The organism is Rhizobium sp. BK289, from assembly GCF_014193575.1.
In the GTDB taxonomy this organism is placed as follows: Bacteria; Pseudomonadota; Alphaproteobacteria; order Rhizobiales; family Rhizobiaceae; genus Rhizobium; species Rhizobium tropici_C.
Genome location: NZ_JACHZO010000004.1, coordinates 25039 through 45965 on the forward strand (window position 1 = coordinate 25039; position 20927 = coordinate 45965).

At 59.1% G+C, this 20927-nt stretch carries 19 protein-coding genes; 13 read left to right on the forward strand and 6 right to left on the reverse strand.

Annotation, left to right across the window (positions count from 1 at the left end):
* Window positions 1-19 precede the first annotated feature (19 nt).
* The 4 genes from FHT84_RS08635 to FHT84_RS08650 form a co-directional block, all read right to left on the reverse strand.
* Window positions 20-1672 carry an ABC transporter substrate-binding protein gene (locus FHT84_RS08635; RefSeq protein ID WP_113248744.1) on the reverse strand — a complete coding sequence of 551 codons (1653 nt, stop codon included), beginning with the start codon at window positions 1670-1672 and terminating at the stop codon, window positions 20-22.
* 187 nt (window positions 1673-1859) lie between these two features.
* Window positions 1860-4160 carry a molybdopterin guanine dinucleotide-containing S/N-oxide reductase gene (locus FHT84_RS08640; protein WP_113248745.1) on the reverse strand — a complete coding sequence of 767 codons (2301 nt, stop codon included), beginning with the start codon at window positions 4158-4160 and terminating at the stop codon, window positions 1860-1862.
* A gap of 233 nt (window positions 4161-4393) precedes the next feature.
* A complete protein-coding gene (locus FHT84_RS08645) occupies window positions 4394-4996 on the reverse strand; it encodes a DsbA family protein (RefSeq protein ID WP_113248746.1) in 603 nt (200 codons plus the stop codon).
* Between the two features lie 3 nt (window positions 4997-4999).
* A complete protein-coding gene (locus tag FHT84_RS08650) occupies window positions 5000-5575 on the reverse strand; it encodes a TetR/AcrR family transcriptional regulator (RefSeq protein WP_113248747.1) in 576 nt (191 codons plus the stop codon).
* Between the two features lie 629 nt (window positions 5576-6204).
* On the opposite strand from FHT84_RS08650, the gene FHT84_RS08655 reads away from it, so the two are divergent.
* Both FHT84_RS08655 and FHT84_RS08660 read left to right on the forward strand, forming a co-directional pair.
* Window positions 6205-7119 (forward strand): hypothetical protein, encoded by a 915-nt coding sequence (locus FHT84_RS08655; RefSeq protein WP_113248748.1) that lies wholly within the window; start codon window positions 6205-6207, stop codon window positions 7117-7119.
* A complete protein-coding gene (locus FHT84_RS08660; protein WP_113248749.1) occupies window positions 7094-7603 on the forward strand; it encodes a DUF4334 domain-containing protein in 510 nt (169 codons plus the stop codon). Before FHT84_RS08655 ends, FHT84_RS08660 begins: the two co-directional genes overlap by 26 nt.
* Window positions 7604-7772: 169 nt before the next feature.
* Here FHT84_RS08660 and FHT84_RS08665 read toward each other — a convergent pair whose 3' ends face one another.
* The gene (locus FHT84_RS08665; protein WP_113248750.1) at window positions 7773-8039 is read right to left on the reverse strand and encodes a hypothetical protein; all 267 of its coding nucleotides are present in this window, start codon (window positions 8037-8039) and stop codon (window positions 7773-7775) included.
* Between the two features lie 348 nt (window positions 8040-8387).
* Between FHT84_RS08665 and FHT84_RS08670 the strand changes: the two genes are divergently transcribed.
* From FHT84_RS08670 to FHT84_RS08715, 10 genes are all read left to right on the forward strand, one after another.
* Entirely contained in the window at window positions 8388-8834 is a 447-nt protein-coding gene (locus tag FHT84_RS08670; protein ID WP_113248751.1) for a DUF3592 domain-containing protein, read from the forward strand.
* 1119 nt (window positions 8835-9953) lie between these two features.
* Window positions 9954-10163, forward strand: a complete 210-nt coding sequence (locus FHT84_RS08675; protein ID WP_112345881.1) for a cold-shock protein — start codon at window positions 9954-9956, stop codon at window positions 10161-10163.
* A gap of 411 nt (window positions 10164-10574) precedes the next feature.
* Window positions 10575-10814 (forward strand): 30S ribosomal protein S21, encoded by a 240-nt coding sequence (gene rpsU, locus FHT84_RS08680; RefSeq protein ID WP_113248754.1) that lies wholly within the window; start codon window positions 10575-10577, stop codon window positions 10812-10814.
* Between the two features lie 30 nt (window positions 10815-10844).
* The gene (locus FHT84_RS08685; protein WP_112345878.1) at window positions 10845-11054 is read left to right on the forward strand and encodes a hypothetical protein; all 210 of its coding nucleotides are present in this window, start codon (window positions 10845-10847) and stop codon (window positions 11052-11054) included.
* 440 nt (window positions 11055-11494) lie between these two features.
* Window positions 11495-12106, forward strand: a complete 612-nt coding sequence (locus tag FHT84_RS08690) for a glutathione S-transferase (protein ID WP_113248755.1) — start codon at window positions 11495-11497, stop codon at window positions 12104-12106.
* A 62-nt stretch (window positions 12107-12168) separates the two neighbouring features.
* The gene (locus FHT84_RS08695; protein ID WP_113248756.1) at window positions 12169-14226 is read left to right on the forward strand and encodes a pyridoxamine 5'-phosphate oxidase family protein; all 2058 of its coding nucleotides are present in this window, start codon (window positions 12169-12171) and stop codon (window positions 14224-14226) included.
* A 118-nt stretch (window positions 14227-14344) separates the two neighbouring features.
* Complete coding sequence (locus tag FHT84_RS08700; protein WP_183761811.1) at window positions 14345-14809, forward strand: DUF1348 family protein; 465 nt, start codon at window positions 14345-14347, stop codon at window positions 14807-14809.
* 24 nt (window positions 14810-14833) lie between these two features.
* Complete coding sequence (locus FHT84_RS08705) at window positions 14834-15166, forward strand: hypothetical protein (RefSeq protein WP_183761814.1); 333 nt, start codon at window positions 14834-14836, stop codon at window positions 15164-15166.
* Window positions 15167-15221: 55 nt separating this feature from the next.
* The gene (locus FHT84_RS08710) at window positions 15222-16112 is read left to right on the forward strand and encodes a LysR family transcriptional regulator (protein ID WP_183761817.1); all 891 of its coding nucleotides are present in this window, start codon (window positions 15222-15224) and stop codon (window positions 16110-16112) included.
* Between the two features lie 279 nt (window positions 16113-16391).
* The gene (locus FHT84_RS08715) at window positions 16392-17363 is read left to right on the forward strand and encodes an alpha/beta hydrolase (protein WP_183761820.1); all 972 of its coding nucleotides are present in this window, start codon (window positions 16392-16394) and stop codon (window positions 17361-17363) included.
* A 152-nt stretch (window positions 17364-17515) separates the two neighbouring features.
* Here the strand turns inward: FHT84_RS08715 and FHT84_RS08720 are convergent, their stop codons facing one another.
* Entirely contained in the window at window positions 17516-18631 is a 1116-nt protein-coding gene (locus tag FHT84_RS08720) for an FAD-binding oxidoreductase (RefSeq protein ID WP_183761823.1), read from the reverse strand.
* Between the two features lie 212 nt (window positions 18632-18843).
* On the opposite strand from FHT84_RS08720, the gene FHT84_RS08725 reads away from it, so the two are divergent.
* Window positions 18844-20925 (forward strand): hydantoinase/oxoprolinase family protein, encoded by a 2082-nt coding sequence (locus FHT84_RS08725; protein WP_183761825.1) that lies wholly within the window; start codon window positions 18844-18846, stop codon window positions 20923-20925.
* The last annotated feature ends 2 nt before the right edge of the window (window positions 20926-20927 follow it).

The window sequence follows — 20927 nt, forward strand, 5'->3', positions numbered from 1 at the left end:
TGTCTGTTGAACGGCCGGACTATTCGCTTTTCGTGGCGGTGTAGTAGCTGGCATAGGCGACGCCGTTGTAGACCGCTCCCTTGAGCTTGGGCGACTGCACATAGATGCGCTGGACGATCTGTGTCCGCGGAATGAAATAGCCCTGGTCGAGGACGTATTTCTGCAGTTCGTCGAGCAGCGGTTTGCGCGCTTCGATGGAGGCGGCGCCGGCGATCTTGTCGCGCAGGTCGTTGAGGGTCTTGTCGCTCTCGTCGAGCGCAAACCAGTTTTCGCCATTGTTCGCATTCGTCAGGATGCTGGCGACGGTGCCGGCGTCGATGAAGGAGCGCGTCACCTCATATGCCGGTACGCCCGCGCCGCCATACTTTATCTTCTGCCCGAAGGTGACGACGTCATAGGCACGGATATCGACCTTCCAGCCGATCTTGCCGAGCTGCTGGGCAATCAGTTCGTCGATCGATTTCGATGTCGCGAGGTAGGGGTTGGAATTCAGCGTCAGCGACAGCGGCTTGCCATCCTTGACGCGAATGCCGCCCGTTCCCTTCTTCCAGCCTGCCTCGTCGAGAAGCTTCTCTGCCTTCTCAGGATTATAGGCAAGCAGCGCACTCTGGTCGGTCGCACCCGGAACGTTGCTCTGGATGAACGACGTCGCAAGCTTCCAGTCGGGCGTATAGACCGTGTCGATGATCTCCTGGCGATTGATGCCGGCCTGAAGCGCTTGGCGAACCTTTACATCGTCATAGGGCGCAAGCTTGGTGTTGATCGCCCAGCCGTTGACGAAGCCGAGATAGCGAGGCGTCGCTACCGTGAGGCCTTCCGACTTGAGAGACTCGAGCTCCTGCGGCGATGCGTTGTAGGCAACGTCGGCCTGGCCGGACTGCACGGCTGCGACGCGCAGCGACGGTTCCGAGACGAGCTTGTAGGTGATCGTATCGAGATGGGCGGGACCGGTCTGGCCGACCGCGGCAGGACCCCAGTTGTAATCCTTGCGCTTGGCAAGCTTGACGTAGTCGCCTTCCTTCCAGGACTCGACGACATAGGGGCCGCTGCCGGAGGTCTTGCTGAGATCGGCCTGGCTGCTCGCCGGCGATGCGATGGTCTTCGGGGAGATAAGGATCGAGCCGTGATAGCCGAGCGTCGGAATGAAGCCCAGCGTCGGCTTCTTGAAGAAGACCTTCACGGTTGTCGCGTCGACGGCTTCGGCATGATCATAGGTCTTGGGGAACAGGCCGATCGGGTTGATGCCCTCGCTCTTGCGTCCGGCATACCAGATGTCGAGATTGGCAACGACGGCTGCTGCATCGAGCGGGCTCCCGTCGGAGAAGGTCACGCCGCTCTTGAGATGCAGGGTGAATTCCGTCGCATTGTCGTTCTGCTCCCAGCGCTCGGCGATCCACGGGCTGACCTTGCCGTCGGCATCGACATAAAGAAGCTTGTCGGTGACATGGCCCCAGATATGGCCCTGAAAGCTGGAGATCGCGCTGTTGTTGGGAATCCAGGTGTCGCCCAGCGAATCGATCAGGAAGACGACATCTCCGCCATCATGCGCGCCGTCCTCAGCCAATGCCGGGGTTACATTCGCTGTTGCGACCAGAGCGGCAAATGCCAGCGCAGAGGTGGCGGTCAGCAGACGACGCCGGGAAAGAAGAAGGCGAGGAGAACGGTCGTTCATGAAGCAGTCCTGTTTGGTTGCCGGGCTAATGACGAACAGGAGCCTATGTGAGCGGATCGGTTTCGAGAAAGACTGGTTGTTCTTTTTCTATCAAATTTGTAGATTATTTTGTCAGCGCAATCTGAAGCACGAGGATCAGGATTTCCGCCGGCCGAGTGCCCATCGAGCGAGATTGCGTGACGACGGTCTATCCGACGATAAACGTCATTCCATCGAGAATGCGTACGGGCGGCAGTTCACCGGTAAAGCGCTCGACTTCGACCTTCGTCAGCTGGCCCGTCGAGCCTTGGGAAAGCTGCGATGTGCCGGCGTCACGGGTGAGGATGTTCGGATTTCCATGAACGCACATGGCCATCGCAGCTTCAGCGTTATCGGGCTCGAACCATGCGCCGGTGGCAAGCTGCATGACACCCGGGCTTACATCCCTGCTGATGACAGCGGCGGCGAGGCAACTGCCGCGGGCGTTGAACAGCCTGACGATATCCCGGTCCGAAATGCCACGCTCTGCCGCATCGGCCGGGTGCATGCGCACCGGCTCCCGGCCACCGATCTTGGTGGAACGACTGAAGTCACCATAGTCCAGCTGGCTGTGAAGGCGCGAGTGGGGCTGGTTGCAGACAAGATAAAGAGGATAGGGGCCCTCCGCCGCCTCCGTCTTCGGGTCCGGTCCATACCAACGTGGATGGCCGCGACAATCGTCATAACCAAAGCTCTCTATCGTGTCGGAGAAGATTTCGATCCTGCCCGATGGCGTCGGCAACCGATTGACGTCCGGATCGGTTCGGAATGCGCGCGCAGGCCCGCCATCGTCAGGCCTTACCGGCAGCAGCAGCTCTCCCTTTTCCCAGAACGTTTCGAAATCCGGCGCGGGATGACCGGCGGCGGCGAGTGCTGTTCGCGTGGTCTCGAAGAGCAAAGCGAGCCACTCACGGCTTGACCGGTTTTCGGTGAATTCAGCGCGCTTGCCGAGGCGCTCTGCAATATCAGCGAATATCTCGTAGTCGGAGCGTGCTTCGCCGACCGGCTCGATCAGCTTCTTCATCGCGATCATCATCGGATCGCGGTCGGCCGCACCGATATCGTCGCGCTCGAGCGTCGTGGTTGCGGGCAGGACGATATCGGCGTGGCGTGCAGACGACGTCCAAGCCGTCTCGTGCACGATAATCGTCTCCGGCTTCTTGAACGCCTGGCGAAGCCTGTTGAGATCCTGATGGTGATGGAACGGATTGCCGCCGGCCCAATAGACCAGGCGGATGTCAGGATAATGCAGGGCCTGACCATTGTAGTGGAACGGTTCGCCCGGGTTCAGCAGCATGTCGGCAATCCGTGCGACGGGAATGAAATCCGGCACTGGATTGTGGAACTGCTTGAGCGTCGGCAGGGGCACTGCAAGCTGGCGCTTGCCGATATTGCCGAGGGCGCCGAGCGAATAGGAAAAGCCGCCGCCATCCAGGCCGATCTGGCCGAGCATGGCCGCCAGCACGATCCCCATCCAGACCGGCTGCTCGCCGTAATCGGCGCGCTGCAGGGAATGGCTGACGGTGATCAGCGTTCGGGCATTCGCCATGCTCCGCGCCAGACCCACGATCGTCTCGGCGGCGATACCGCAGATGCCGGCTGCCCATTGCGGGCTCTTCTCGACGCCATCCTCGCGTCCCAGCAGATAAGCCTCGAGGCGTGGATAGCCTGTCGTATAGCGGTCGAGAAATTCCCGGTCATGCCGCCCCTCGGCGACGAGAACGAAGGCGATTGCGAGCATGAGCGCGACATCGGTTCTGGGGATGACTGGCAGCCATTCCTCATCGAGATCGGTGGCAATATCATCCTTGAGCGGGCTTATGAGAACGAAGCGCGCACCACGCGCGTGGGCACCGTTCAGCGCAGGGCGCACAACATGCCGGCTGATGCCGCCGCCATGGACATCGGTGTTCTTGACCGCCATGCCGCCGAAGGCGACGATCAGCTCGGTGCTGCGCTCGATCGCCTCCCAGGTAACGCTCTTTCGGTCGAAATGATCATAGGGGCCGAGCACATGCGGAATGATGACCATCGCCGCGCCCGAGCTGTAGGTATTGACCGATCTTACATATCCGCCGAGCACGTTGAGGAAGCGGTGAACCTGGCTTTGGGCGTGATGAAATCGTCCGGCACTGGACCAGCCGTACGACCCGCCGAAGACGGCCTGCGGTCCGGCCTCGCCGTAAACACGGCGAAGCTCGTTGGCGACCAGATCGAGCGCCTCTGGCCACGTTACCTCGACATAGACGTCGCTTCCGCGCTTTTCCGCATGATCGGGCCTGCCTTCAAGCCAGCCTCGTCTGACGGCAGGGCGCCGGATGCGGGCAGGGCTGCGGGCAATTGCTGGAAGATTGCCGAGCAGCGGAGATGGATGCGGGTCGTCGGGATGGGGACGGATTTCGAGCTCGTTTCCCTCGTGCCGTCCATAGAATGCGCCCCAATGAGAGCTGTGAGGTTTGAAGCCGTCCATCGCACCGTCTCCCGTGGTAAGGGTGGAAAATCGGCAGCACTTACGCCGGCAGGATCGTGCCGGGGTTCATGATGCCTTTGAAATCGATGGCGTGAAGATGTGCAGCCAGCCACTCGGTAGAGATGGGCAAGCCCGGCAGGGAAGGAGACATGGAGAACTCCGGAATACAGCCTGGAGAGATCAAGTGCGCGTTCCGGCGCAGACATGGCTGCGCCGGTCCGACAAGACGGCGATCAGGCAACCAGCTTTTCGCCGTTCAGATGGCGCTCAAGGAACGGCAGGCTGTCCTGTCCCCAATAGAGTTCATCCTCGAAACGGAAGGTCGGAAAGCCGAAGACGCCCGCGGCCTTGGCAATCCCGATGTTCGATGTCCAGATCGATTGAGCCGCAGGGCTCTCAGCAAAAGCTTCGAGCGCTGTGGCGTCCAATCCTGCTGCATCGGCAATCGCCCGGCGAACATCGGCCTTGCCGATGTCCTCGCCGCGCGTCCAGAAAGCCTCCTGAAGGGCGCCGGTGAGTTTCAGCCAGTCGGCGCCTTTTTCGATGGCGGCGATGACCATCATGCCGGCCGGCGTCGGATCGGAAAGGCCTGAGCGATTTTCAAGGTTTAGCACCTTGCCGCGCAGGGCCGCCCAACGTTTCAGATCCTTGGTCCAGTAGGCGCGCCGTGCCTCCGGCCGGTTGCGAGAATAGATCGCTCCATTGTCCTCGATCAGCGAGATCACATAAGGGCGGATCGTTGCATCGTGTCGGGCAGCGAGGGCCGCAAAGGGCTCGAGGCCGATATAAGCCCAGGGAGAGCCGATGCCGAAGAAGTAGTCAATTGTCTTTGCCATGGCCTAAGCTTTCAAGGCTGGGGTCGAGGAAACTGCCGCATCGAATGCGAGGAGGGCGCAGTCACGGGCGGTGAGAACAGCCTGCGGATCGCGCGCCACGGCGACGGTCGCAAGCGCGCCTTCATAGAGAAGGGAAAGATGCGCAGCGATCTGATCGGTCTTGACGTCCGCCTTCGACACGATAGTGCGAAAAATGTCGCCGACCGCTTTCTTATGGGTTTGTGCCACTGCGACGACACGATCGGAATCGCCGTGTTCTGCAACCGCAAGGGCAAATGCGCAGCCTCGAAATTCCGGGCTATCGGCTTTCTCGTGCAACCGCTCGAAGATTAGCTTGATCTGGTTCCGTGGACGCTCCATCGTATCCAGAACCTCGTGCAGCGAGCGGACGACTCGTTCGTGTCTCTCGCGCAGGTAAGCTGCGACAAGATGGTCCTTCGAGGGAAAATGTCTATAGAGGGTTGCCTTGGCAACGTTCGCCTCTTCGATGATCCGATCGATACCGACGGCACGGATGCCTTCACGGTAAAAAAGCGTTCCAGCGGATCTGATAATATGGTCGGATATGGGCTCTTTCATTGAACTGCTTTAGGTTGGAGATCTCGCGGGTCAGCAAGCCTTTTTCAAGGACGGGCGCTGGCAGGCTCGGCTTTTGAAGGGTGGACAGGCTACTCGGCGCTTGAGAAGTCAAGCAGAGGAGGGATATCTGCGCGTGCGCCTCCAGCGAATTGTTTCAATTTTTGTACCTTCTCGCAGCGCGTTTAACTGGCGTCGCCAGTTGTTCCGAAGTCGTTCCGAAACTGCCTTCGACGCTTGAAAGGCTAGATCATCGAGCGCATGAGAGAAAGACAGGTCGTTCCTTTTCTACAATATTTGTGGAAAATGTTTCGCCGAATATGTTCGGGAAGGATCAACTTTTTTGGGATCGAATAGGGGAGGCGCGAAAATTCAACCATTTGAAAAAGAAATGCGGATTGGCCGCCATCGCACCGCTCTCATCGTGGGCTCGCCCTGGCGCCATCGTCTCGATCCCTTGACGCGGCTCAAGTGAAATCCGATCTCGATCCGAACGGTCGGTGCTGCTTGTCAAGAGCTCCGCCTGGCAGGACAATTACGACGGCGAGCGACCGCTTGAACAGGCGATCAAACGCCTCGGAAAAACACGGCGCGCAGCGTGATCCCGCAAGGATATTTTCAGGCGATGCCATATGGACGAAGCAACGAAGAATACGGCCGAACCACCCGCGCGCGAGGGCGCAACCACGGACCTGCCGCATGATCGGGTGACGGTGGAGCGGTTTCGGCAGGCGTTCCCGCGTGCCCGGTGGAACGACAGGCTCAATGCCTGGTTTGTGCCCGGCAGCACTGCCCAAAAACGCATCGGCCGCTGGTTCGCCGAGATGGAGGCCGAGGCAGACAGGTTCGCGGACGAGAAGGGCAGGGATGCCTTTGCCTTCGAGCCGATCGAAAGCCGGTACCTGGAGGCGGCACCCGCGGCCCTCCAGATCCGGACACCTTACTCACGGGCCGTTCTTGACGAAATCCGCGAGATTCCGCATGCCCGCTGGGACGCCGACCGCCGCCTCTGGACCGTGCCTTACCGTTCGTTTGCGGAACTGCGGCAGCGCTGGGCGGTCATAGAGGCAGCAGCCAAGCGCAGCGAGCCGGAAGCGCGGCGCGCAAGGCGCGAGGCGACCAAAGGGACGGAGGAAGAGGAGGCGTCCAAGGGGAGGATGAGGGAGCGCCGGCAGAAGCGATATCCCGTCCCTGCTGATGATCCGCCACCCTTCGACCGCGCGATCGGCACGCATATCGGGATCGTCTTCTTTACCAGGACTGAGGGTGAACTCGCAGATCCGGCGTCAGTCACCGCTTTCTACTTTGCCGCGGCGGATGGCGAGGATTATGTCTGGGCATCATGGCGGCGCGGCACGCTGGAAGAATTGGTGACGACGTGGCCGGCGCGGACGCCACCCGATCAAGGCGAGAGCAATCGCGGCTGGTGGATGCCAACTCTTGACGAGTTGCGCATCGCCCGGCGCGACGCCAGATCCAGGCGGCGGGCCAAAGAGCGTAAGGAAAAGGACAAGCCATCCAGTGAACGACCAGCAGACAGTGCTTGAGAAATTCCGGCACTTGCCGCCGATCGCGCCGCGCGAACTCGTCGGCCTGTGGAAGGGGCACGGCATACCGGCGAACCATCCATTTGACGGCGTGCTCGAAAATCTCGGCTGGTACGGCAAGCGCTTCATGCCCAATATGCGCGCCGACGCCTTGCTGTTTCGCTCAGGCGAACACCGTCTCACGGCAATTGATCCGAAATATATACCGCTTCATTGGGCTCTGCGTCTCGATCAGCTCGGCCGGACTCGCATGGCGAGGAACCTGTTTTCCTATCTGCAGCGCCGGCTTCGGGCGAACGGGCCGGTCGCAGCCCTGAAAACCCTGCCGTTTGACGGTATCGAAAGTGCTGCCATGGTCTATGACGCTCAACCGATCGTCGATTATTTTCGCCGGCTCGATGAGCTGAGGCTCATGGGTGCGATGACGATCAGGGGTGACGAGCGGATCTATTTCTTCGAGCTTCAGCGTGTCGATGAGCCTTGAAAACCGCTCAGCCACACATCAGTCAGCGTTCACCACCCGTATTGATGATCGCCTTTGCGGCGCAGCCTGTCTTCCGCGCGGTCGCGGCCGATCCTCATGCCGAAAGTCCGGAAACCGCCTTCGTCGGCTTCACCCGACTTCCAGCAGTTGGGATCGAAAGATGAGCTGCTTAAGGTCCCCTCGTGGCCTCGCGCCCCAGCAGGTCCTTGTACGCTTCAAAGTTCTGATCCTGAAACGCTTCAATCTCCGTCCAGATGCGTTCGCGGTCCGTCACGGCTATTTCCGCCGCAGAGAGAACGCGGGACAAAATCGTGCAAAGCCGATTGATCCGAACTATCTGATTTCCCAACTCGTCAGCGGTGACCGCTCGCAACCGCTTGTCGGAGTCCAGGACAATGCTTTCAGGGCCGAAGTCATTTGCTTCCCATTTCGCCATTCAACTCACCTTTCCGTTAGGAATCCATCGCGCGCGAGCGGCGATTTCGTTGCGTTTTCCTTGGCCTGCAACCGACCTTGTTATCCAGGGGCTGACCAGAACCACGGTTTACCGCTTTCGCTGGATTTACGCACATTAAGAGAGATGATGGTATAGGCGAGCATGGAGCGCTGGTGCCCCTCTATCGCAGATGTAAGTTCGCAGGCATTGCGTTCGCTACGGCTGGATGCGGCTGGCTAAAAGTCGGCGATTTGGTCAAGCAAAGGGAGTGAATGGATGGTTTCATTCATCGGAGTTGGGGCGCCCATCACCCGCTTCGCGGTAAAATTTCGCTAGGAAGGGAGCCGGATGACCATCGACGATCAGCATCGCGTACGTGTTCAGAAGGGCGGCCGTATCGTGCTGGCAATCGGCTTACTCCTGCTGGTGCCTGGCATCCTGTCCTTCGTGCACAGCCTGGGTTTCGTGATGCAGGCGCAACGGACTGAGGCCACCTTCGAGGGTGCTATCGAGCGCAATACCAGCTACGGGGTCATGTACTATCCGAGGTTCACCTTTCGCACGACGGATGGCCGGGAGGTGTCGTTCACATCCGGCGTCGGTTCAAGCTCTCAGCAATATGCGCCCGGATCCCGGCTGGCGATCCTCTACGATCCCGCTCAGCCAAACCATGCGCAAGCGGACTCGCTCTTCGGCGTCTGGCTACAGTGTGTCGTCCTTCTGCCGCCGGCATTCCTTGTCATCCTGATTGGGACTGCCATCTTGCTCCGCTGGCACTCTTATTTCCTGAAATAGGGCCTCGCAATTTCTCTTATGCGGTGCGCAGTAGAGGCCGTTTCGGCTGGTCGTAGAGACTAAGCGAACTTCCGAATGTCTTCTGATGTTGTCTTCAAGAAGCTTAAGCAGAGGGTCATGGGTTGGAGCCCTGACTGGCCGCACCTATGCGACCGCGAGCGGCAGTTTCTCCAACCGTGTGCCTGCGTGATCCGCCAGCGGCACAAACGTCACACCACTTTCGTTTGGTTTAAATGGCAAGCGTCATACCAACGACTGCGCATACCGCGTCCGTTGCCGCGGCAGCATGCAATACGGACCGTTATCCCGTTCATGCGTTCCTTAGCGGATAGTTTGAGGGCGTATAGGGCGATCGCGCTCTATCCTCAGGGCTTTAAGAAGTTCGGCCTTTTCGAGCCGTCTGGCGACGTCCCCGGTGGTAATCGGCCGGAAGACTGTTTCAGTCTTCTCGCGAATTGGGCAGGTGAAATGCTTTGGATGTTTGAGCATGATCATATCCAAAGGTGAACTGATGGGAGACTGATGCTCAAAATGGCAGCGGTTCCAGCGACCAAAACGGAAGTTTCAATCAGCATGCGTGTCAACCGGTGGAGTGTGTTGGATAAAATACTATTTTTCATGTTCGCTCCTTGTTATAATTATTTTCTATGGAGTGGGCACGATATCACGGTTCTTTGGAAAAGTTTCATAATTTTTATAAATTATTAATTTATGTATTTCGAAAACTTCGGGTCGCAGCAATATGGGTCTCGTCAGCGATGTCTGCATTGCTTTTGTGGAACAGCGGTAAAAGCCTTAGGTCGAGGTGCCGTGACGGCATGCCATGCTGTTAGAATGGTGCCCGCAGTTGATCGCAGAGCTTTCTGCATGTTCCTTGTTACCGGCGTCATTGCCTGGTCCCAGCGATTGGTTGCGACAAGGAGAGAACTCCTACGCAATTCTCACTTAAAAAGTTTCTCATTGTAAAATCAAAAATTGAGCTTATATGTTGCCTATCGACCATTGCTTGTGATGTCGGCTGGGAGCTTATCGCTCCTCCTCGGATTCCCTCTCAAAAAATCGATCTAATCTCGCAAGGTAACGCGGGAACAACAACGATTGCTTTGAAAGGAAATCGTTATGAACACTGGTACCGTCAAGTGGTTCAATACCGCCAAGGGCTTCGGCTTCATTCAACCCGACAACGGCAGCACGGATGTCTTCGTGCATGCTTCAGCCGTCGAGCGAGCCGGAATGCGTTCGCTCAGCGATGGGCAGAAGATCCGCTACGACATTGTGCAGGACGGCAGGTCCGGCAAGAGCTCCGCCGATAATCTCCAGGCGGCTTGAATTTGTCATTCGCACGCGCTGACCACGGATGTACTGGCAGTGCGAACGGATGATGCTGAGAGGTCGGGGTAACGCCCGGCCTTTTATTTTGCCTAAAAAGGAGAACGGCATGCAGAACCCGCGATACCGGATTGGTGACACGATCATCTTGAAACGTGGTATTCTTGGGAACTCCGGCCCTCTCGGGAGGTGTCAAATCATATCGTACTCACCGGAAGCAGACGGTGCCGCGCAATATCGAGTGCGGTTTGAAGGCGAGAAGTTCGAACGACGCGTTCTCCACACTGACATCGATGTCGAAGCATCGCCGGCGCTACCACCGAACATCGGTTTCCCATCGGGCGCGAAGCCTTCCGGCTGGGTTCATTCGATAGCAATCAGCGCCAGAAAACGATAACAGAAAGAGCAATCTTGCAAGTAGACGTCAGAGATAACAACGTCGATCAGGCGCTGCGCGTCCTGAAGAAGAAGATGCAGCGGGACGGGCTTTTCCGCGAAATGAAGGCTCGTCGAGCTTACGAGAAGCCTTCGGAAAAGCGCGCTCGAAAAAAGGCCGATGCCATCAGGCGCAGTCTCAAGTTTGCCCGCAAACGCGCGCAGCGAGAAGGGCTTCTTCCCGCCCCAAAGAAGAGGGTCGCACAGTCGCGCTGATATCCCTGCCATCGATCACCAGGAAACATTATGACCGTCACAAAAGAGAAATTTTTCAAACAGGGTAGGCAAACTCTTCAGGATAAGGCATCGGCGACTGACACAGCGGCCAAGCAGATCACGGCCACCGAAAATGCCGATCGAGAGAAAAAGACCGAGAAACTCCGCGCGCTTCGATTGGCGCAGCCTGAGGCAGAGCCGATCAAGCCAGCGACGAAACGCCGGCATAAGACGAAATAAGGGAAGCGCTATCGCCAAAACATGGTGCAGTCGGTGAGTGATCCGGTTTTCCGGAGGACATGAATGGCATTGGGTAACCCGATTGACGGAAAGCATGTGCTCGTTGCGGAGGATGATTTCATTCTCGCGATGACGTAGTGGATGACCTTCAAGAGCATGGTGCCTCGGTCGTTGGGCCCATTGCGAGCCGCGCAGCCACCCTCCAGGCATTCGAGATGGAAATCCCATTTGATTTAGCGATCTGGATATAAATCTGCTGGACGCTACGGTTTACGAAGCAGCGGAGTTCCCATGGAAATGCACGTCGGAGCGAGGGAACCACTATTGCACGCGGTGGAATAGTGAACTGCCAAACATGATTATTCAGCTTGCTGATCGTTCGTTGCATCTTGCGATTACGGATCGGGAATGGACCCGGCCCAAGATCCAGGAGCGATCACATGAAACTCTATCACCATCCGCTATCGGGACATTCCCACCGCGCCCGGCTGTTCCTTTCCCTGATTGGGCTCCCCCACGAACTCGTCGAAGTCGATCTCAAATCGGGCGCTCATAAGAAGCCCGACTTCCTGGAAATGAACCCGTTCGGTCAGGTTCCCGTCCTGGCGGATGGCGATGTCTTCATCTCGGACTCCAACGCGATCCTGGTCTATCTCGCCAAGAAGAGCGGTCAGACTGCATGGCTTCCCGAAGACGCGAAGGGTGCGGCCGACGTTCAGCGGTGGCTTTCAGTCGCTGCGGGGGAAATCGCTTACGGTCCGGCCGCGGCGAGACTGGTCACGGTGTTCGGCGCCAAATTCAATCCGGAAGAAGTGATTGGCCGCGCGCATACCATCCTCGGCCGGATCGACAATCACCTCCAAGGCCGTGAGTGGCTGGTCGGCTCGGGTCCCACCATCGCGGACATCGCGATCTACAGCTACGTGGCACGCGCTCCCGAAGGAAATGTCGATCTAGCCGGGTATCCGGCGGTGAAGGCTCTCCTGCACCGGGTCGAAACCCTTCCCGGCTTTGTCGATTTCGCCCGGACGCCGGTCGGCCTTGCCGCATGATCCCAACAATATCGGGTGTGCCGGCCGGCGCGCCCGAATTTTCCCGTTTCCGGAGAACGCAGATGTCCATGAACCTCACGAAGTTGCCGACATGGCATGAAGGCGAGATCTTTATCCAGGAGAAACTTGGGATGAAGGAGCGGATGGCCTCTGTGGGGCAGCGCGTCGTGCGCGATTTCATGCCGGACCAGCACCGCGATTTCTATGCCCAGCTTCCCTTCATCGTCCTTGGAAGTGTCGATAGTCGCGGCGACGCCTGGGCGACGTTCATTGAAGGTCAACCAGGGTTCATGTCGTCACCGTCGCCTGTGGTGCTCGAGATCGCAGCGACAAGAGATCCAAGTGATCCTGCGAGCGAAGGGATGGCGGATGGTCTGCCGATCGGCCTCCTCGGCATAGAGATGCACACGCGTCGCCGAAACCGCATGAATGGATTTGTTTCAACGATCGACGGCGGCTTCCGCGTCGATGTCGACCAAAGTTTCGGAAATTGTCCGCGCTACATTCAGTTGCGGGATTTCTCGTTCGAGCGCCAGCCGGGAGAGCCGTTTGCAGGCACGTCGGAGGATCTGATCGAACTGGACGAGGCGGCCCGTGCGACGATCCGCGGAGCTGACGCGTTCTTCGTTGCCTCCTATGCCGACCGCAAGGAGAGACGACAGGTGGACGTGTCCCATCGCGGCGGGAATACGGGCTTTGTTCGTGTCGGTGACGACGGTGTCCTGACGATCCCGGATTTCGACGGCAATCTCTTCTTCGCAACGCTCGGCAATATCCTTCTCAATGGAAGGGCAGGACTTCTCTTCGTCGATTTCAAAACGGGCGACATGCTGCAGATGACGGGGAATGCCGAAGTCATTTTCGATTCACCCGAGATCGCCGCCTTCCAGGGCGCGGAACGGCTTTGGGCATTCAAGCCGACACGTATCGTTCGTCGCCGTAATGCACTGGCGTTGAGATGGGCTTTTCAGAAGGACGGCTGGTCGCCGAGCTCTCTGATGACAGGGAACTGGCAGCAAGCGGCCGATCGTCTCCACGCCACAGAGATTTCCGCAACCTGGCGGCCAATGAGGATCACCGCGATCGTCGATGAAAGCGCGACGATCAAATCTTTCCATTTGCAGCCAGATGACGGGGTGGGATTGCTGCCGCACAAAGCCGGTCAACACCTCCCGATCCGGCTGAAGCTGCCGGACCAAGAAAAGTCGACCATTCGGACTTACACGCTCTCGGTCGCGCCGTCCGACGGTATCTATCGCATCAGCGTCAAGCGAGACGGTAGGGTGTCGCAGTTCTTGCACGACACTGTTGCCGTCGGCGATGTCATCGAGGCGCGTGCGCCGGCCGGCGAGTTCACCATCGACGCCCGCTCGATCCGCCCAGCGGTTCTTCTTGCAGGAGGCGTCGGCATTACGCCGCTGCTCGCGATGCTTCGGCACGTCGTATACGAAGGGCTTCGCAAGCAGCGTATCCGTCCGGTCACGCTGTTCTACGCGGCTCGCTCGAAGGCTGATCGACCGTTCGACAACGAGATCGCCGACTTAATCGATGCGGCGAAGGGCGTCGTGCGATTAATCAGGATCCTCAGTGACACGACGGATGCTGAAGAGGGCAGGGACTTCGACGCCGCAGGGCGGATCGATATGGCGATGCTGACGCGATTCCTTCCCTTCAACGACTATGACTTCTATCTCTGTGGTCCTGCCCAGTTCACGCAGGCCCTTTACGACGGGCTGCGAAGCTACAGCATCGCTGACGATCGCATCCAGGCTGAAGCCTTCGGTCCGTCGTCGCTGATCCGCACGGGGGATTCCAAGGTCGCTGCTGTATCTCCCGGCGCGCAGCCATCGGAAAAACCGGTGTCGGTCGTGTTCGCGAATTCCTTGAAAGAAGCTCGGTGGACGCCTGGTTCCGGCACTCTCCTGGAATTTGCCGAGGCGCGTGGCCTCGAGCCCGAGTTCAGTTGCCGGGAAGGCAATTGCGGGACGTGCCGGATCAAGCTCGTCAAGGGTGCCGTCGCCTACGTCAAGAAGCCCACGGCGAAGATCGGCGCCGATGAAGTCCTGCTCTGCTGCGCCGTTCCCGCCGAACAGGAAGGCGGCCTGCAGCTCGCCGTTTAAAACCTGGATTGCTGCGGCCAGCGTACCGCCCGCTGCATGACACGACAGTAAGGGCGGCATCAGCTGTGCCATCCCTTATTCCGCGCCTTTCTCACACCAGCTCCAGAGGAGTCATTCAATGTCCCGTCCGCCACTCCCACCATTTACCGAACAAAGTGCCATCGAAAAGGTCCGCCTTGCCGAAGACGGCTGGAACAGTCGTGATCCCGCCAAGGTGGCGCTTGCCTATACGCTCGATACGCGTTGGCGTAACCGCGTCGAATTTGCAAAATGCCGCGCTGAGGCCGAGGCCTTCCTGACCCGCAAGTGGAACAGGGAACTCGATTATCGCCTCATCAAGGAGCTGTGGGCCTTCACCGGCAACCGCATCGCAGTCCGATATGCCTATGAATATCGCGACGACAGCGGCCAGTGGTTCCGCGCCTATGGCAATGAAAATTGGGAATTTGCCGAGGATGGCCTGATGCGCGAACGCCACGCGAGCATCAACGAGCACCCAATCGCCGAAGCGGATCGCAAGTTTCGTTGGCCGCTGGGCCGCCGACCGGACGACCATCCAGGGCTGAGCGATTTTGGTTTTTAGGCGGCCGACCGAGAGGATGGAAAAATGGCCGGCTCGTCAATCGATCCACGGGTAAGGCTCTCGATAGAGCTTGCTCTTACCGCGACAAGCGCCAGCCCGTCCTTACTCGCCAAACAGGAGGAAGCCGGTCGCGCCTTGGGTATGACCGGCGCCGAGATGGATGTTGCTAGGCAAGGCTCCAGCTTCGATTTCAAGACCTCGATCGCGGTCTCGCTTGCGCTGGATGCCCGCCAGGAAAGCCGCCAGCGCGCATTATACGCTGGCCTTTCCGTGGAAGCCTGTGCGGAAATAGAACGCATTGCTCAAGCCATCCGCGCCAACCCAATGAACCCTAATGTTTGGCGCGATGCCACTTGAGGCTTCGGTTTCGAGCCCTTAAAGTCCTGGAAACACAAGTGCTTTGGGGGAACGGATGGACCGTTGGCAGGCGATGCGGATTTTTGTGAAGGTTGCTGAAACCGAGAGTTTCGCAGATACCGCTCGCCAGATGTTCATGAGCGCTCCAGCTGTCACTCGTGCCGTCGCTTCTCTGGAAAATCTCATCGGGGCTCGTCTTTTCGTCCGAACAACCCGTTCAGTGAAGATGACTGAAGCGGGAGCGCGTTATTTTGACGATTGTCGGCGGATACTGGCCGATATAGCAGAGGCAGAGGCGGCGGCCGGCGGTTCGTACGCCACGCCGACAGGGACTCTCTACCTCACAGCATCGGTTTTATTTGGTCAGATGTACGTCCTCCCGATCGTGACGCACTATCTCGACACATACTCCACGATGAAGGCAAAAACGCTTTTCGTCGATCGGCCTGTCAATATCGTGGATGAAGGGATCGACGTGGCCATTCGCATTGGTCATCTCCCGGATTCAGGCCTTACCGCTATCAAGGTGGGAACTGTTCGCCGCGTGATGTGTGGCTCGCCCAAGTATTTCGAGCGCTACGGTGTCCCGCAATCGCCAGCCGATCTCAAAGACCATCGCATTGCTGCATCGACAGCCGCTTGGGCATCGCCTGAGTGGCGGTTTGCCGATGATCAGCGTGTGACGGTTGATCCGGTTCTGCAATGCAATACCAACGAAGCTGCTATACATTCAGCACGAGAGGGATGGGGCCTCACAAGAGTTCTTCACTACCAGATTGGACCCGCACTCATGGCAGGAGAGTTACAGATCATACTCAGCGAGTATGAAGAACCGCCCATGCCCATTCACATACTGCATCCCGAGGGCCGGCATGCTCCTGCGAAGGTCCGGACATTTGTTGATATGGCTTCGGCTAGCCTCCGCGAGAACAGGCTTCTTAATTGACCCCTATATGGCAACGGGGTTGGAAAGCGATCCGCCAATCGAAGGTGCCCGGGCGAAAATCCCGCGCGTCAAGTTGGGATGCTCATCGACCTGCTGGTCGAGGAATTTTCGACAGTCAGCCTGCGTAATCGTCGGCGGTGGAAATGCTTCTACCTCGACTGGAATTCATATCGGTCACTGTAACAATCTCTTTCCAATTACATGCATTCTCGTCTCCCGGTGAAAGAGCGATGTTGGCTGCAGGCAATAAGCCTGTCACCCCCACTGAGGAGAAACATCATGGCCCGCGCTCTTGTCACCCTGCTTCTCGCTTCCGCCAGCATCTTCGCCCCCGCTTCCGCCACGATCGCCTTTGCCGAAAAACCCGCAATCGTTCAGCAGGTACCTGCGACGGTCCACTATCGCTCCGTAAAGATCGATGGCGTGAACGTGTTCTATCGGGAAGCAGGCCCCGCAGACGGCCCCGTCGTCGTCCTGCTTCACGGCTTTCCGACATCGTCTCACATGTTCCGCAACCTGATCCCGCTGCTTGCTGACCGCTACCGGGTCATCGCCCCTGATTATCCGGGCTTCGGCCAGAGCGACGCACCCGATCATACGAAGTTCGAATATTCGTTCGGACACTATGCCGATATCGTCGATACGTTGCTGACCAAGCTCGGTGCCGCCAAGTATTCGATGTATGTCATGGATTACGGCGCACCGGTCGGCTACCGGCTGGCGCTCAAGCATCCGGATCGCGTCACCGGACTGATTGTCCAGAACGGCAACGCATATGACGAAGGCATTCGCGATTTCTGGAACCCGATCCGCACCTACTGGAAGTCGGGGGCCAAGAAGGACCGGGACGCGCTTTCTGTTCTCGTTGCACCGGAAACGACCAAATTCCAGTATACCGATGGTGTCAAAGATCTGACGCGGATCAGCCCCGACAATTGGGTTCACGACCAGGCGCTGCTCGACCGGCCGGGCAACAAGGATATCCAGCTCGACCTGTTTTACGACTATCGCACCAATCTGCCCCTCTATCCCCAATTCCAGGCATTCTTCCGCGAACGCAAGCCGCCGACCCTCATCGTCTGGGGCAAGAACGACCAGATCTTTCCGGAAAAAGGTGCGCATCCTTATCTTCGCGACCTTCCCGAGGCCGAAATTCACATGCTCGACACCGGACATTTCGCGCTGGAAGACAAGCTGGATGAGATGGCGCCGTTGATCCGCAGCTTCCTCGACCAGAAGATCGCGAAGTAATGAACGATAAGCTCCCTGCGGCAGCCTGAAGGTCGGCGCAGGGAGCTTTCAACTTGGAAGGAACCTGACGAGCCTCGAAATCCGAGCGTCGATGGTCGAAGACGGCATCTACCCCGCGGTGGGAATAACGGTCAACTGCGTCGGCTTGGAAGTCAATTCCACTTGCCGAAGCGTTCGATGTGAAAGTCCTGCAGCGGAATATCTGTTTTCCCTGTCGCCATGATTTCCGCCATGACGTCGCCAACACCGGGTCCGAGTTGGAAGCCGTGGCCGGAAAAACCGAATGCGTGGAAGAGCCCCGGTGTCGTCGATGACCGTCCCATCACCGGAAGACCGTCCTCGACATAGCCCTCGCAACCCGACCAGGTGCGTATCACGGCAACTTGTTTCAGCGCCGGCAAGATCGGCAGCAGAGAACGAAGCTGGCCCGGCAAGCGCGCCGGGTCCGCCCTGGCGTGGCCGGTATCGAGTGAAACGTCGGTGCGCTCGGCGCCGCCACCGAAGACGATGTTGCCTCGTTCCACCTGCCGCAGGTAGCCACCGCCGTGATCATGGGCCCATACACCGACGACCGGGAGAATGCGATGGGGGAGAGGTTCGGTCACTCCCATTTGCGGGCCTTTGGCAACGATCGGAACCCTCTCTCCGAACAGGCTCGCGACCCGCGCACCCCAGGCACCCGTCGTGTTCAGCAACATCGAGGCTTCATGCGAGCCCTTCGACGTTTCGACCTGAAATCCATAGGCACGTTTTCTGATGGCCCCGATGCCGACATTTTCGACGATATTGGCGCCTAGCTTTCGGGCAGCACTCGCAAAGGCGGGTGCGATCAGACGCGGGTTGCCGCTTCCATCGTTCGGCGAAAAGGATGCGGCGATCGCCTCAGGACCAAGACCAGGAAAGCGCGACCGTACTTCCTTTGCGGTCAGCTCCTCCAGCTCCAGTCCCCATGGCCGGGCATCCTCGATGAAGGATCGCATCGCCACTAGTCCTTCCTGGCTAAATACCAGCCGCAGGTGGCCCGTCGCGCGGAATTCGACGTCGCGGCCGAGCATGGCCTCGGCCTGTCGCCACAGAGCGAGCGAGCGGTGGGCAAGCGGCAATTGCGGAATATATCGGCCGCTTCGCCTGATGTTGCCGAATGACGCCACCGTGGCGCCGCTCCCGACCCGGTTGCGTTCGATCAGCGTCACGCGGACGCCGCGCCGGGCGAGAAAAAAGGCAGAGGCGGCTCCCATGAGCCCGCCGCCCAGCACGATAGCGTCCATCGAGGATCTCCAGAGGCTGAAAACAACCTCCACCTTGTCCGAGCCAGCTTGCCGCTGTCAAAGTCGGGATTACGCTACGCCTATAAGTCCGGCCTATGGGTTTTGCCGATCGTCAGAGCATAAGTCCGGCTTATGACCTCTAGCATTTTCGCTCTTGGACCTTGCCGATCCGTCCATGCCAGTTTCGTCACAGGCAAAGGAAAGGAACGGACATGACGGATGCGGCAAGGCAAGCAGCAGAGGCTTCGCAGCAGGACTGGAAGATCGGTGTCGATATCGGTGGCACCTTCATCGATTTCTGCGCCCTGGAAAGCCGCTCCGGCCGCATTGCTTCGCTGAAAGTGCTGACCACACCCGATGATCCGGGTGCGGAATTGATGACCGGGCTTTCGTTGCTTGCCGAGCGCGAGGGATTGGCGCCGGAGGCGATCAGTCGCTTCGTTCACGGCACCACGGTCGGTATCAACACCGTCATTCAGAGACGCGGCGTATCGCTTGCGCTCCTGACGAATGCCGGTTTTGAAGATGTCATCGAGCTCGCTCGGCTGAGAATGCCTGACGTCTATTCTCTCTTCTGCTCGCGGCCGGAACAGCTGATCGCACGGGACATGATCTTCGGCATCCCCGCTCGCTTGCGGGCCGATGGCAGCGAAGTACAAGCGCCGGATATGAAGGTGGTTGCCACCGCGGTCGCAGCGGCAAAGGCCAAGGGCGCAGCGGGCATCGTCATATCCTTTCTGCATGCCTGGCGCGACGATGCCCAGGAAACCGCGGTCAAGAACGAAATCGAAAAGCTCGCACCCGATCTCTTCGTCTTCACATCCTCGGAGGTGTGGCCCGTCATTCGCGAATACGAGCGGACGACGACCGCGATCCTCAATGGCTACGTCCATCCGAGGGTTTCGGGCTACCTGACGGCTCTCGAAGACAAGCTCGCATCGCGCGGAGTGAAGGCGCCGGCCCTGTTGACGAAATCGAATGGCGGCGTGATGAACGCGGCCGAAGGAAAGCGCTCCTGCGTTCAGATGCTGCTTTCCGGCACGGCCTCGGGCGTGATCGGCGCCGCCTGGCTGGCGCGCCTTGCCGGTGAGAAACATGTTCTTACCCTCGATATCGGCGGCACCTCGGCAGACTTCGCGTTGATCATCGATGGCGAGCCGCAATTCGGGACGGGCGAGCTGATCGGCGAGTTTCCGCTTCACATCCCTTCGGTCTCCGTCAGTTCCATCGGCATCGGCGGTGGTTCCATTGCCAGCGTGGACGCCCATGGCATCTTGCGGGTTGGGCCGGAATCAGCCGGTTCGACGCCTGGTCCCGCCTGTTATGGCCGGGGCGGCACGCAAGCGACCGTGACCGATGCCATGGCGGTCTGCGGCTGGCTGGGGCACAGCGAGATGGCCTACGGTCAGTTGCGGATCGATGTCGGGCTGGCGCGCGCGGCCGTCGCAACGCTTGCCGAGCGTATCGGGCGCTCGGTTGAAGAGGTGTCCCAGGCCATTCTCGACATCGCGATCTCGGAGATGTTCGTCGAGGTGGAAAAGCTGGCGTCGCGTGCTGGAGTCGACTTGCGGGAGTTTACCCTCATGCCGTTCGGTGGCGGTGGCCCCATGCTGGGCGCGTTCCTGGCTCGCGAATTCCGCATGGCAAAAGTCATCGGGCCGCCGCGTCCGGGCGTGGTTTCGGCACTCGGCGGTCTGGTCGCGGATCTGCGCGGCGACTTCATCAAGACGGTCTTCACGCATCTGTCGCCGGAAGCCCTGCCGTTGCTGCGCGGTTCTTCGGAGGCGCTGTCGGATGAAGGGCGAAGCTGGCTCATCAAGCAAGGCCATAAGGGGCCTGCCGAGCTGCGGATTTCCGCCGACATGCGCTATGTCGGCCAAAGCTTTGAAATCGAGGTTCCGCTGCGGGCGGCCTGGGTGGCGGAAGGCGATCTCGCCGCAATGGAAGAGGCGTTCCATGCCATGCACGCTCGCCTCTATGATTTTGCCGACCGGGACGGCAGGATCGAGATCGTCAATCTCCGTCTGTCCGCGATCGGCGCCGGACCGGCGCTGCAAACGACCGTCGGTCTCGAAGAGATTGCCGGGATGGCCGAACCGGAGCGCGAAATACCGGTCTATACCGGCAAGGCGTTCGAATGGATCGGACTATACCGGCGGGACCAGCTGCGTCCAGGCGGCCGGTTCAGCGGCCCTGCCGTCGTGGCCCAGGACGATACGACCTTCGCCATTCCCGCCGGCACGCAGGTGACGATCGATCGCCACCAGAACCTTCATCTCACCTTTTCGGAGTAGTG